The 14034-nt window shown below is 62.6% G+C and carries 11 protein-coding genes and 1 pseudogene; 8 read left to right on the plus strand and 4 right to left on the minus strand.

Features of this window, described 5'->3' with window-relative positions; all coding sequences use genetic code 11:
• A partial coding sequence (gene polA, locus WBQ77_RS09935) for a DNA polymerase I (protein WP_424060058.1) occupies positions 1 to 2715 on the plus strand: 2715 nt, incomplete at its 5' end.
• 19 nt (positions 2716 to 2734) lie between these two features.
• On the opposite strand, the gene WBQ77_RS09940 is transcribed toward polA, so the two are convergent.
• From WBQ77_RS09940 to WBQ77_RS09955, 4 genes are all read right to left on the minus strand, one after another.
• Complete coding sequence (locus WBQ77_RS09940) at positions 2735 to 3427, minus strand: glutamine amidotransferase (RefSeq protein WP_424060060.1); 693 nt, start codon at positions 3425 to 3427, stop codon at positions 2735 to 2737.
• 101 nt (positions 3428 to 3528) lie between these two features.
• Positions 3529 to 5064 carry a gamma-glutamyltransferase family protein gene (locus WBQ77_RS09945; RefSeq protein WP_424060061.1) on the minus strand — a complete coding sequence of 512 codons (1536 nt, stop codon included), beginning with the start codon at positions 5062 to 5064 and terminating at the stop codon, positions 3529 to 3531.
• A gap of 127 nt (positions 5065 to 5191) precedes the next feature.
• Positions 5192 to 6997 carry a phosphoenolpyruvate carboxykinase (GTP) gene (locus WBQ77_RS09950; RefSeq protein WP_424060063.1) on the minus strand — a complete coding sequence of 602 codons (1806 nt, stop codon included), beginning with the start codon at positions 6995 to 6997 and terminating at the stop codon, positions 5192 to 5194.
• Positions 6998 to 7201: 204 nt separating this feature from the next.
• Positions 7202 to 7795, minus strand: coding sequence for a HugZ family protein (locus WBQ77_RS09955; RefSeq protein ID WP_424043233.1), 594 nt, complete (start codon positions 7793 to 7795; stop codon positions 7202 to 7204).
• Positions 7796 to 8029: 234 nt separating this feature from the next.
• Between WBQ77_RS09955 and WBQ77_RS09960 the strand changes: the two genes are divergently transcribed.
• The 7 genes and pseudogenes from WBQ77_RS09960 to WBQ77_RS09990 form a co-directional block, all read left to right on the plus strand.
• Positions 8030 to 8725, plus strand: a complete 696-nt coding sequence (locus tag WBQ77_RS09960) for a response regulator transcription factor (RefSeq protein ID WP_424043234.1) — start codon at positions 8030 to 8032, stop codon at positions 8723 to 8725.
• Between the two features lie 12 nt (positions 8726 to 8737).
• Positions 8738 to 10555 carry a stimulus-sensing domain-containing protein gene (locus WBQ77_RS09965; RefSeq protein ID WP_424060065.1) on the plus strand — a complete coding sequence of 606 codons (1818 nt, stop codon included), beginning with the start codon at positions 8738 to 8740 and terminating at the stop codon, positions 10553 to 10555.
• 16 nt (positions 10556 to 10571) lie between these two features.
• The gene (locus WBQ77_RS09970) at positions 10572 to 11063 is read left to right on the plus strand and encodes an HPr kinase/phosphorylase (RefSeq protein WP_424060067.1); all 492 of its coding nucleotides are present in this window, start codon (positions 10572 to 10574) and stop codon (positions 11061 to 11063) included.
• 92 nt (positions 11064 to 11155) lie between these two features.
• The gene (locus tag WBQ77_RS09975; protein ID WP_424043239.1) at positions 11156 to 11557 is read left to right on the plus strand and encodes a PTS sugar transporter subunit IIA; all 402 of its coding nucleotides are present in this window, start codon (positions 11156 to 11158) and stop codon (positions 11555 to 11557) included.
• Positions 11558 to 11875, plus strand: coding sequence for an HPr family phosphocarrier protein (locus tag WBQ77_RS09980; protein WP_424060069.1), 318 nt, complete (start codon positions 11558 to 11560; stop codon positions 11873 to 11875).
• A gap of 165 nt (positions 11876 to 12040) precedes the next feature.
• Entirely contained in the window at positions 12041 to 13429 is a 1389-nt protein-coding gene (gene ahcY / locus WBQ77_RS09985; protein ID WP_424060071.1) for an adenosylhomocysteinase, read from the plus strand.
• Between the two features lie 142 nt (positions 13430 to 13571).
• A pseudogene (locus WBQ77_RS09990) lies at positions 13572 to 14034 on the plus strand (hypothetical protein); the annotation flags it as partial.

A 14034-nucleotide genomic window follows, 5' to 3' on the forward strand; every position in this document is an offset into this window, starting at 1 on the left:
GATTACTCGTCGAAAACGTTCCGCTCGGATCTGTATAGCGGCTACAAGGCCCACCGGCCCGAGCCCCCAGAGGACCTCGTTCCCCAGTTCCCGCTGGTGCGCGACGCGGTGCGTGCCTTCAATCTCGCCTGTATCGAGAAGGAAGGCTTCGAGGCCGACGATCTGATCGCCACTTATGCGGTCCAGGCTAGAGACGCGGGTGCGGATGTCACCGTGATCTCGTCCGACAAGGACCTAATGCAAATCGTCCAGCCTGGCATCGTCATGTACGACACCATGAAGAATAAGCTCATCGGCGAAGAAGGCGTAGTCGAGAAATTCGGCGTCCCGCCCGACAAGGTGATCGAGGTTCAAGCGCTGATCGGCGATACGTCCGACAACGTGCCAGGCGTGCCAGGCATCGGCGTCAAGACCGCCGCCCTCCTGATCAACGACTACGGCGATCTGGAGACGTTGCTGTCGCGCGCGTCCGAGATCAAGCAGCAGAAGCGCCGGGAGAACCTGATCGAATATGCCGACCAGGCGCGACTGTCGCGCACGCTCGTGACGCTCGACACCGATACCCCGCTCGACGTCCCCCTAGCCGAGACGGCCGTACAGCCACCGGAGCCGGAGTCCCTTTTGGGCTTCATGCGCGAGATGGAGTTCACGACCCTCACGAAGCGCGTGGCCGAGGGGCTTGGCGCCCCCGTCCCCGAGGGCCTGGACAAGCCCAAGAAACCAGCCCGCAAGAAGAAGGATGACTACGACCATCCTTTACGGCAAAGCCCGCGCGGGGCAATGGGCCCTGCCCGCGATATCGCTGTGCAGGGCGGCTCGCCGAGCGAACTGGCGGCGGAGCGTCAGGGGCGCATCGAGGACGTTCCCTTCGATCGCACCGCCTATGAGACCGAAACGGATACCGCGCGGTTGTCGGATCTCGTGGACACCGCGCGCAATCAGGCCTACGTGGCGCTGTCGGTGAAGCGCGATGTGACCGACCCCATGACGAGCGAGATCACCGGTATCGCATTGTCGCTAGCACCCGGCCAGGCCGCTTATGTGCCTCTGTCGCATCGGGCTAGCGACGGGCTGGATCTCGGAGGCGACGCGCAGATCGTGCAAGTCCCGCCGGGCGAAGCCATGCCGCTCCTAAAGCCGCTTCTGGAAGACACGGCTGTTCTGAAGATCATGGCCGAGGCAAAACCCGCCATGGTGGCGCTGGCGCGCTACGGCATCGCGTTGCGGACCGTCGACGACCCGGCTCTGATCTCCTACGCGCTGGATGCAGGGCGGGCGGACCATAGTCTTGCCAAGCGCATCGCCGCGCTGTTCGGCCATACCTGCCTCACCGAGAAAGAGGTGCTGGGCACCGGCAAATCCGCCATCACATTCGACCGGGTCGAGGTGGCCCGCGCGACCGAATATGCGGGCGAAGAGGCGGACGCGGCGTTGCGGCTCTGGACCGTACTGAAACCCCGGCTTCCTTCCGAAGGCGTCACCACAGTGTACGAGACGCTGGAGCGCCCGTTGCAGCCGGTCCTTTGCGATATGGAGCGCGCTGGAATCAAAGTGGACCGCGCTATGCTGGCGCGCCTCTCGGGTTCGTTCGCGAAGACCATTGCACGCCTCGAGGACGAGATTCGCGGGCTTGCAGGCGAGGATTTTAATATCGGCTCGCCGAAGCAGCTCGGCGAGATCCTGTTCGACAAGATGAGCCTGCCCGGCGGCCGCAAAACCAAGACCGGCGCCTGGAGTACCGATGCCGGCGCACTCGAGGAACTCGCGGCCGAGGGACACGACCTGCCGCAGAAGATCCTTCAATGGCGGCAACTCGCCAAGCTTAAAAGTACGTATACGGACGCTTTGCCCGCCTATATCAACGCCGACACGGGCCGGGTGCATACGCGCTACGTACTGGCCTCGACCACCACGGGCCGCCTCGCCTCGCAAGAACCGAACCTGCAGAACATTCCGGTGCGAACGCCGGAGGGCCGCGAGATTCGCAAGGCCTTCGTGGCTGAGCCCGGCAAGACGCTGATCAGCGCCGATTACAGCCAGATCGAGCTGCGCGTGCTCGCCCATATGGCCGACACGCCGACCTTGCGTCAGGCTTTTGCGGACGGTCTGGACATTCATGCCATGACGGCTTCGGAAATGTTCGGCGTGCCCATCGAAGGAATGGACCCTGGGGTCAGGCGGCGCGCCAAGGCGATCAATTTCGGCATCATCTACGGCATCTCGGCGGTGGGGCTCGGGGCGCAGCTCGGCATCCCGCGCGGGGAAGCGGCCGCCTATATCAAGACCTATTTCGAGCGCTTTCCGGGCATCAAGGACTACATGGAGGCCATGAAGGCGGAAGCGAAACATTCCGGTTTCGTCTCGACGCTGTTCGGGCGTAAAATTCATTACCCGCAGATCAATACGAAGAACCCAAGCTTGCGCGGCAACTACGAGCGCGCGGCCATCAATGCGCCCATCCAGGGCTCGGCGGCGGACATCATCCGCCGCGCCATGGTCCGTATGCCGGGAGCCCTAAGAGATGCCGGGCTTGAAGCGCGCATGCTGCTGCAGGTCCATGACGAGCTGATCTTCGAAGCGTCTGAAAAGGAAGCCGACGCCACCATGAAAGTCGCGCGCGACGTCATGGAGGCCGCGCCCGCCCCAGCGCTGGAACTCAAAGTACCGTTGCAGGTGGACGCCCGCGCCGCCGACAATTGGGAGGCCGCGCATTAGGCGCTTCGCGCCTGCGTTCTTACTTGGCCAACCCATCCAGCCATCGAGTGAACAGCGCGTGGCTGGCCTTGTTGGTGGCAGGGGCATAGCGGGCCGTCTCGGCGCGGAGCTGACCCAAATCCACGTTGGAGTTGGCTAATTCCAGCTTATGCCCGATCAGCCAGCGCTCCATGTCGCAGGCCGGCAGTTCCACATGGAACTGAAGCGCGAGCACATTAGCTCCATACGAGAAGGCTTGGTTGGGCGTGATCTCGGTCGAGGCGAGCCGCGTCGCGCCGGTGGGCAGATCGAACGTGTCGCCATGCCAATTGAGAATATGCAGACCTTCGAGCAGGCCGAGGGGCGAGGCCTTGCCTTCTTCGGATAGGATGAGTTGATCCCAGCCGAGTTCCTTTTTCTGGCCGGGATAGACCCGTGCCGCCAGAACGGAGGCCAGGGCCTGGGCGCCAAGGCAGATGCCCACAATCGGCGTACCCTTCTTCGCCAGCGTCTCGATAAGCTTCAGCTCGTCCTTCAGGAAGGGATAGCGGTCGACATCGTAGACGCTGATGGGACCGCCGAGAATGAGGACGAGATCGGCGTCAAGCGTTGGGGAGAGATCGTCGCGCCCGGCCTGCAAATAGGTGAGTCCAACCCCGCGCTCGTCAAGCACGGGGCCGAGCGTACCCGCATCCTCGAAGGCAACGTGATAGATCGCGACAGCATTTTTCATGACGGTCTCCGTACCGGGCCACAATGCACAATCTTTGCGCACAGTCCGACGACGGCCTTTTCAGCGCACGACGCCGGCTTGATCGGTTGTGACAACATCGCTTAAACGACGATCGCGCCGCCTTGGCGGCGGGGATCGCCAGCGCCCTCGCCCCCACGCCCCTCGTGCCAGCGCGCAACATGTACGCCACCGAAAAACAGGTTGCGTTCCGGCCAAGCTTTGGCCTCCTGTCCAAGGCTGCGCAGCGCCGCTTCCTCTTCCTCCGAGAAGCCGGGCTCGAAGCTGACCGTGCCACAGCGTTCCACGTGAAGCCGCGGTGCAAGCACGGCCGCGTCAACATCCATGCGATGGGCCAGCAGATTGACCGCCACCTGAAGGATGGCCGTGCGGATGCGGTTGGAGCCGCCGGTGCCGAGCGCCATAACGGTGCCGTCCGCTTCGAGGATAATCGTGGGCGCCATCATGGAGGACATGCGCGCACCCTCACGCCATTCGCCGGGCGCGCCGTCCACCACGTCTTCCTCTCCCAGCATATTGTTCAGCATGAAGCCGTGATCGCCGACGATGAAGCCGTTGCCCTCGCCATTGGAGAGGCTGACCCCGGCGGTGTTGCCGTCGGCGTCGATCACGCTGATATGGGTCGTACCCCGATAGGCCCGTGGTGCGGTCGAGGTCGCGGCCACGGCTGCGGCGATTTCTTGCATCAGCTGCCCCCTAGCGAGGCGTACCCCCAGCTGTTCACCATGGCTCTTGCGTACCTGATTGCTGGCGATCATGGCTGTGCCGAGCGCGTGCGCATCGATAATGCTGCCGCGTTCTGCATGCGCCTCGAGATAGGAGAGCCCGTAGGCAATCAGCGCGCCACCCGCGCTCGGCGGCGGATTGAGCGCGACGGAGGCACTTCCGAATCGCCAGAAAAGAGGATCGCGAAGACGGACTTCATAGCGCTTCAGGTCGTCCAGGGTGAGATGCCCGCCAAGGTCCCGGGACTGAGCCGCGATGGCCTGACCGATATCGCCGTCGACGAAGAGCTGCGCGCCGTCCTCGGCGAGCCACGCAAGAGTCTCGGCGAGGCCTTCGTTGCGAAACGTGTCGCCCGCTTTGAGAAGTTTGCCGCCGGGCGCAAAAATCGCCTGCGCTTCGGCGCTCTCTTTCAGAATTGGCGCAATGACCGTAAAGAGATAGGCTTGGAAGTCCGAGAGCGGCAAACCCTGGCGCGCGGCGCGGATGGCAGGCTCCACGAGCCGCGTCATCGGCAGGCGTGCATAGGCTTCGTGCATGGCGAAGAGGCCCTGCGCCATACCGGGCGTGGCGCTGGAGCCCAGCCCGATATGAAACTCCTGAGTGGCCGGGCCGAAATCCGCCTGGATTGGAAAGAACGACACCTCATCGGCGGACCGATGCTTAAGCGGCGTCTCCACGAAAAAGTCGAACAGCCGCGCGTCGCGCTGCCCGGCCGCGCGCGCCATCAGAAACCCGCCGCCGCCCGGGGAGGCGAACACCGCCTCGGCAACGAAACTCATGCACACACCGGCGATGGCCGCATCGAAGGCGTTGCCGCCATCGGCGAGAATCTCGGCGGCGGCCTCCGCTGTCAGAGCGTGACCGGCCGCAACGACACTTTGGGGTTTGTTCATGCAGACGTTGCGTAAGGGGCGTTGACGCCGGGAGCAAGTGCGAGACGCACCAAAACCCTGATCTAAAACGGCTCATGGCCGGAGGTGAGCCCGGCCATGAGCCTATTTCTTGAGGCTTGGAGAGGCGCTAGCCCAGCCGCTTCTCGAGCGCGCCGAGTTCTTCCTTCAAGCCGGACGGCAGCTTGTCGCCGAACGACTGGTAGTGCTCCTTGATCAAGGGAATCTCGGCCTTCCACCCTTCGGTGTCGACCCGTAAGAGCTCCTTCATGTCGTCGTCGTCGACGTCCAGCCCCTTGGTATCGAGCGCGCCGTCCGCCGGCACTTTGCCGATCGGCGTATCGACCGCATCGGCGGTGCCGTTGCAGCGTTCGAAGATCCATTTCAGCACGCGGGAATTCTCCGCGAAGCCCGGCCACAGAAACTTCCCTTCCGGGCTCTTGCGGAACCAGTTCACGTAGAAGATCTTCGGCATCTTGTCGCCGCCCTTCTCGCCCACTTTCAGCCAATGGGCGAAATAGTCGCCCATATGGTAGCCACAGAATGGCAGCATAGCCATCGGGTCGCGGCGGATGTCGCCCTTCGCGTCCGCGGCCGCAGCCGTCTTCTCCGAGGCCATGACCGAACCCAGGAAAGTCCCCTGCTTCCAGTCCTCGGCTTCAGTAACGAGCGGCACGACCGAAGCGCGGCGGCCACCGAACAGGATGGCATCGATCGGCACACCTTTCGGGTCTTCCCATTCGGACGCGATGACCGGACATTGGCCGGCCGGCGCAGTGAAGCGCGAGTTCGGATGCGCTGCGGGGCGTCCGGCCTCAGGCGTCCAGGAGCGGCGAAGCCAATCGGTCGTGTGATCCGGCGTGTCTTCCGTCATGCCCTCCCACCACACGTCGCCGTCGTCGGTCAGGGCGACATTGGAATAGATGCAGTTGGCAGCCAGCGTGCGCATGGCGTTGTAGTTGGAGTGATCGGAGGTGCCGGGCGCAACGCCGAAGAAGCCTGTCTCCGGGTTAATGGCGTATAGCCGTCCGTCCTCACCGAATTTCATCCAGCAGATGTCATCGCCGATGCACTCGGCCTTCCAGCCGGGGATCGTCGGGTTCAGCATGGCGAGGTTAGTCTTGCCACAAGCACTCGGAAACGCGGCGGCAACGAACTTCACGTCGCCTTCCGGATTGGTGAGCTTGAGGATGAGCATGTGCTCGGCGAGCCAGCCTTCGTCGCGCGCCTTCACCGATGCGATACGCAGCGCATGGCACTTCTTGCCGAGCAAGGCGTTGCCGCCATAGCCCGATCCGTAAGACCAGATTTCACGCGTCTCCGGGAAGTGCGAGATGTTCTTGGTCTCACTGCAGGGCCATGGCACGTCGGCCTGCTTCGCCGAGGTCAGCGGCGCGCCGACGGTGTGCATACCGCGCACGAAGTCCTCGGAGTCGCCAAGCGCCTTCCACACCGCGTCGCCGACGCGAGTCATGATGTGCATGTTGGCGACGGCATAGGCGCTGTCGGTAACCATCACGCCTATGCCGGCGACGGGCGAGCCGACCGGCCCCATGGAATAGGGCACCACATACATGGTGCGGCCCTGCATGGCGCCGTCATAAAGCTTGCGCATCGTCTCCTTCATCTTCGCGGGGTCGGACCAGTTGTTGGTCGGGCCCGCGTCTTCCTCATTCTCGGAGCAGATGTAGGTCTGGTCTTCGACGCGAGCGACGTCCTTGGGGTCGGAGCGCACGAGAATCGAGTTGGGGCGCTTCTCCTCGTTCAACCACATGGCGGTGCCGCCATCGACCAGTGCTTTCAGAAGCGCCTGATACTCTTCTTTGGAACCGTCACACCACTGAACCTGATCCGGCTTGAACAACTCCTTCGCCGCCTCGACGAATTCCAACACTTTTGGATTCGTGGTCGGGGCCACTTTCGACTGAACATTCATGCGTTTCCGTCCCTATAGTTCGATTCCGTGATTTTTTTAGTGACTAAGCTTACCCCAATACGTGAGCCTTCGAGAAAGCGCCTATCAGCAATAGGGTCCATGGCAATCGTCAGGGAAACCCTATCTTGGCCCTGGCCTCGTCCACAAGGCGGACGAACTCCTTTCGCGCGTCCTGAGCGGTCTCAACCCGCCTGGAAAAGGCAATCACAAGGCCTCGGTCCCGCGCGCCAGGTCGAACCCTTCGGGATCGAGACCGGTCATGAGCCAACCCGGCGCTTCCGGCTCCGTCGCCAGGCCTCCAAAGCCCTGCGCATACAGTGCGATAGCGTCGGCATGGTCGGCGTTCATGTGCGCGACGATTCCCTCCTCAGCCTCCACGACCGCCTCGGCCCCTGCCAGAGGGATCAAAAGGTCCCCGGGCTCCAAATCCACGATACGGCCGAAGCCGCCGATTAAATGAGCGCCCTCGACCTGGAGCCGCCAGAACGAAAAGTCCTGAAAATCCACGTAAAACGCGGCCTGAGCCTGGCGCGCCAGGAAGCGGCGGCGCATGGCAAGGTCTTTCGTCTCTTCCGCGATCCCGGAGAGGGTCAGGCGCGCGCCCTGCAGCGGATCGCCGCCGTCCGCGGACTCGCCGCCCGTCCCGTCGACCAGGATGGCCGCGCGCGGATCGTTCGCGAGGTTGCGCGTGTGCCGGGCCAGGGTCGAAATCAGGAATATCGGGACACCGCCGGGGTCCATGACCAGCGTGATGAGCGAGGCATAGGGCCGCACCACTGGGTGTATCAAAAGTTGCAAGCAAGGCTTTGATCGACTGCCTGATCAGCTTGCGCGCTTCTGCCGCGATCTCTTCGGTATTAGGTGATTCTGGAGAGTTATTTACTTGCGCCATAACGGTTTTTGTTGCATCCCGGTATCGATGGGTCGGGCGCCACGCGTCCGAAGCTCTGCCCCGATGCTGCCACGGTTTTCGCGCAGCCCTAAGAGCATAACACCCAGTAGATCGCGTACAGCGCGCAAAAAGGCCCCCCTATGCCAACTATCGCTCTTGTCGATGACGACAGAAACATCCTCACCTCGTTGCGCATGGTGCTCGAGGCGGAGGGCTATAAGACCCAGACCTACAACGACGGCGCCAGTGCGCTGGACGGACTGTTCGACAGTCCGCCCGACCTCGCCATTCTCGACATCAAGATGCCGCGCATGGACGGCATGGAACTCCTGCGCCGCCTACGGCAGCGCACGGAAATGCCCGTGATCTTTCTCACCTCAAAGGATGAGGAGATCGACGAGCTGTTCGGCTTCAAAATGGGCGCCGACGACTACATCCGCAAACCCTTTCCGCAGCGGCTGCTGATCGAGCGCGTCAAGGCCGTGCTGCGGCGCGCCCAGCCGCGCGATACGGCCCAAGCGGTCGAGGACAAGGCGAAGGTCCTTGAGCGCGGAAAGCTGAAAATGGACTCCGAGCGCCACACCTGCGTCTGGAATGAGCTGCCGGTCACGCTCACCGTGACCGAGTTCTTGATTTTGCAGGCCCTCGCCCAGCGGCCCGGTGTGGTAAAAAGCAGGGACGCACTGATGGATGCGGCGTATGATGATCAGGTCTATGTCGACGACCGCACGATCGACAGCCACATCAAGCGGCTCCGGAAGAAGTTTAAGGCCGTCGACCAAAGCTTCGACGTGATCGAGACACTCTATGGCGTGGGCTACCGTTTCAAAGAATAGCAGGCAGCGCCGATGACTGCCGAGGCCGAACGGTCCTGGCAGCAGGGCCCCACGAGCTTGCGGGCCCGCGCGATGCGCATGGGGCGCGCCGGGATCTATTGGCTCAAGCGCCTATCGCGCTGGCTCGGACAGCACCGGCCGTTCCGCCACGGCTTCTCGAGCCTCACTCGCCGGATCGTCGTGCTGAACCTTATCGGCCTTGCGATCCTCGTCTCGGGCATCCTGTATCTCAATCAGTTTCGCGCCGGCCTAATCGACGCCAAAGTACAAAGTCTCCAGACGCAAGGCGAGATCATCGCCCGCGCGATCGCCGCCTCCGCAGGCGTCGACGCAGGCCAACCCGAGGTCGATGCGGAGGCGCTTCTGGAGAAGGAGCTCGGCCAGGCGGGTTTTTCTGTCGACGATGGCTTTTCCAATGCGCTCGGATTCACCATCGATCCCGAACGAGCCGCACCGATCTTGCGTCCCCTGGTAAAGCCCACAGGCAGCAGGGCCCGCATCTATGATCGCGACGGTGCGCTGATCCTCGATTCCGATACGTTCTATTCGCGTGGCGAAGTTTTGCGCTACGACCTGCCGCCGCCTGAAACCACGGATGTGGATACGCTGACGACGTTCTGGAACGCGGTGGCCAATCAGTTCCAGCCCACCGACCTGCCCATCTACAAAGAGATCGGACCGGTCAACGGCAAAGCCTATCCGGAAGTGGCGACCGCGCTGACCGGCACCTCGGTGCCGATTGTCCGCAAGAACGACAAAGGCGAGATTGTCGTGTCCGTGGCGATCCCCGTGGAGCGGATGCGCGCGGTACTCGGCGTGCTGCTGCTGTCGACGCGTGGCGGCGACATCGACAAGATCGTCGCGGCGGAACGCTGGAGCATCTTCCGCGTATCGATCTTTGCCGCGGCCGTGACCATCGTCCTGTCGTTGATTTTGGCCAACACGATCGCTGGGCCTATGCAGCGGTTGGCCGTTGCTGCCGAACGCGTGCGGCACAGCGTCAAGGCGCGCGCCGAGATTCCGGACTTCACGGACCGGTCCGACGAGATCGGCCATCTGTCCCGCGCTTTGCGGGATATGACGACGTCGCTCTATCACCGGATTGATGCGATCGAGAGCTTTGCGGCCGACGTGGCACACGAGTTGAAGAACCCTTTGACGTCGCTGCGAAGCGCGACCGAGACGCTGCCCTTGGTGAAGGACTCCGAATCGCGCGAGCGCCTGATGGACATCATCCAGCACGATGTGAAGCGGCTGGACCGTTTGATCAGTGATATCTCCGATGCCTCGCGGCTGGACGCAGAACTGGCGCGCGAAGATGCAAGCCCCGTCGATGTCGACGACCTGCTGCGGGCGACAGTGTCGCTCTACAACGACATTCCTCGCGATGGTTTGCCGGAAGTTTCGCTCGAAATCGAACATGCATCCGGAGCCTTTCCGTATCGCGTGATTGGCCATGACAGTCGCCTGCACCAAGTGATGGTGAACCTGATCGAGAACGCAATTTCCTTCTCGCCCCCACAGGGCCGCGTGACCATCAAGGCCCGACGGCGCGGCGACGAGGTCGAGGTTGTCGTCGAGGACGAGGGACCGGGGGTCGCGCCGGAGAATCTCGAGCGCATTTTTGAGCGCTTTTACACTGATCGGCCCCACGAGAACTTCGGCCAGAACTCCGGGCTTGGCCTGAATATCTCCCGCCAGATCGTTACTGCCCATGGCGGCCGTCTCTATGCCGAAAACCGGCCGCAAGACGGCGCTTCCGACGGGTCCGGCATAAGGACCGAACGGAGCGCCGGCGCACGCTTCGTTATTCGCCTTGCCGCCGCGTGACACGCCAGCATCAGCGATGACGCGCGATCCCGCCCACCAAACCGTCCTTGACATCGTTCATGGCACATGCGTGGCCCTCGGGACCCACGCAGCGCTGCTTCGCGGCGAATCGGGATCCGGCAAATCGGACCTTGCGTTTCGCTTTCTTGCATTGCCGGACGGCGATGAGGGTGCGCCGAGGCTTGTCGCCGACGACCAGGTTTGTCTGACCGAAACGTGTGATGGGCTCAACGCCTTCCCGCCAGCGAGCCTTGCCGGGCTCATTGAAGTGAGAGGGCTCGGCATACAGCCCGCCCTTTCTATTTCCGCCGCGCGGCTGGTGCTCGTGTGCAGTCTCGTAGCGTTGGCAGACGTGCCGCGCATGCCGCCCGATCCGTGGGATTGCACGGTGCTCGGAGGGATCTCTCTGCCGGTGCTGAAATTGGCGCCTTTCGAGGCATCGGCGCCGCTGAAGCTGCGAATGGCGATTGTGGCCGCCACGGCACACTTGCGCGCCGCCGAACAATAGGGTTTAGGAAGGCGGGATCGGACTTGCACAGTCCCCATCCGCCCGACCAAGATAGCGGCCCACTGCCGCGCGGCATTCATCCCAGAGGTAACATGATCGGCGTTGTCATTGTGACCCACGGAAATCTGGCTTGCGAGTTTCGGGCAGCGCTAGAGCACGTGGTCGGCCCCCAAGAGCAAGTCGAGACAATTTCCATAGGACCCGACGATGACCTCGATGGGCGGCGCACGGACATGCTGGCCGCCCTGGACAAGGTCGACTCCGGCGAAGGTGTTGTCGTCCTGACGGACATGTTTGGCGGCTCGCCGTCGAACCTGGCGATCTCGGCGATGGAAAAACCCGACGTAGAGGTCGTGGCCGGTGTCAATCTTCCCATGCTCGTGAAGCTGGCGAGCGTGCGTGGCGAGTGCGGTCTCGACGAGGCTATCTCTCAGGCGCAGGAAGCCGGGCGCAAATATATCAGCGTTGCGAGCCAGATCCTGGCGGCACACTAAATGTCCGGCACGAAGGCCCGCATCGAACTCGCCGACCCCGCTAATGGAGCCTATGCGGCCGATGTGCTGATACCGAACAAGAAGGGCCTTCACGCGCGTGCCTCGGCGCAGTTCGTGCGCACCGCGGGCGACTACATGGCCGAAGTCAAGGTCAGCCGTGAAGGACAGACGGTGGGCGGGACCTCGATCATGGGGCTGATGATGCTCGCCGCCGGCCAAGGCCATTTCATTCATATCGAGGCGAGCGGTGAGAATGCGAAGGCCGCTCTTCAGGCGCTCGTGACCCTGGTCGAGGATGGATTCGGCGAAGAAGATTAAGGGGCCAGCGCAACGTGGCCGCCCTGCGCCACACGGGCAGGCTCGCGGTTTTTCCGCCGCTGGCCTTTGCCCCCGGGTAACAGGTATCGCCTGCCTTGACTCCCGGGGCGCCCTATAACATATAACGACTTCTTTATATCTTTATACAGTCAGAGGCAGGACGGCATGAACTACCACGTCAAGGATATCGGGCTCGCCGATTGGGGCCGCAAGGAAATCGCCATCGCTGAGACCGAGATGCCGGGGCTCATCGCCGTGCGAGAAGAATATGGCAGCGCACAGCCGCTCAAGGGCGCCCGCATCGCAGGCTGCCTGCATATGACCATCCAGACCGCGGTTCTGATTGAATCGCTGCAGGCGCTCGGCGCCGAGGTCCGCTGGGCCTCATGTAACATCTTTTCCACCCAGGACCATGCCGCCGCCGCCATCGCCGCGACGGGGACCCCGGTCTTCGCCATCAAGGGCGAGACGCTGGACGAGTATTGGGACTATGTGGACCGCATCCTGGAATGGCCCGAAGACGAGACCGCGAACCTGATCCTCGACGACGGCGGCGACGCGACGATGATGGTCATTCTTGGAGCCCAGGCCGAGACGGATCCGTCGGTTCTCGACAACCCTTCCAACGAGGAAGAGGAAGCGTTCTTTGCCACGATCAAGAAGCGTCTGGCGCGCGACCCTGGCTTCTATTCCAAGGTCCGGGACAATCTGAAGGGCGTCTCCGAAGAGACCACTACCGGCGTTCACCGTCTCTATGAGATGCAGAAGTCCGGCAAGCTCCCCTTCCCGGCGATCAACGTGAACGACAGCGTCACAAAGTCGAAATTCGACAATCTCTATGGCTGCCGCGAGAGCCTGCCCGATGGTATTAAGCGCGCCACGGACGTCATGCTCGCCGGCAAGTTCGCCGTGGTAGCCGGCTATGGCGACGTGGGCAAGGGCTGCGCCGAGAGCCTGAAGAGCCAGGGTGCCCGCGTGGCGGTCACCGAGATCGATCCGATCTGTGCTCTGCAGGCGGCGATGGAGGGTTACGAGGTGACCACAATGGAGGCCGCCGCCCCCAAGGGCGACATCTTCGTCACCACTACCGGCAACAAAGACGTAATCACCGTCGACCACATGCGGGACATGCATGACCGGGCCATCGTCTGCAATATCGGCCACTTCGACTCGGAGATTCAGGTCGCCGCGTTGAAGAACTTCGTCTGGCATAACGTGAAGCCGCAGGTGGACGAGGTCGAATTCCCCGATGGTAAGCGCATCATCCTTCTGGCCGAAGGCCGCCTCGTGAATCTAGGCTGCGCTACAGGCCATCCGAGCTTCGTCATGAGCGCGTCCTTCACCAACCAGGTGCTGGCGCAGATCGAGCTTTGGCAGTATGCCGGTAAGTACAAGAACCAAGTCTATGTGCTGCCGAAGCATCTCGACGAGAAGGTCGCGCAGCTTCACCTCGCCAAGCTTGGCGTGCAGCTCACAACGCTGAGCGACGATCAAGCGTCCTATATCGGCGTGAGCGTCGACGGCCCCTTCAAGCCGGAGCACTACCGCTACTAGGCGGTCTGATCAGACTCGATCAGGGCTCGAACCGAAGCGTTCGAGCGCCCAACGACGGACCTAGGAATCGGCCGCGCCAGCCCATAAGCTCGCGGCCGATTCACGTTTTGCGGACCGGCGGCAGATGGAGGGTCGCCAATCCATGAAAATCAGCCGACTTCTCTATATCTTCCTGTTTGGCGCCCTCGTCCTGGCGACAGCTATCGTGACTCAGGGGATGCTGCTGCGCCATATTCAGACTGACGTCGAGGCGGCCCAGGAGCGGCGGCATGAGTCCAATGCGCTCGCCCGCGAACTCCACCAATCCTCCGACGAACTGACACGCTTTGCGCGCACCTTTGCCGTCACCGGCGAACCGCGCTACCGCGATTATTTTCAGAAGGTCCTCGACATCCGGAATGGCAAGGTCGTCCGGCCGGAGGGCTATGACGGTGTCTATTGGGATCTGGTCATCGCGGGCCTTCTGCCCGAGCCGTCGAACGCAAGCAATGGCGAGCTGTCCCTTGAAGCGCGCATGCGCAAAGTTGGCATCACGGTCGATGAGTTCAGCAAACTCAAAGAGGCGCAGAACCTGTCCGATCGTCTCGTGCGGCGCGAAGAAGTGG

The organism is Methyloceanibacter sp., from assembly GCF_049590335.1.
Taxonomy (GTDB): domain Bacteria; phylum Pseudomonadota; class Alphaproteobacteria; order Rhizobiales; family Methyloligellaceae; genus Methyloceanibacter.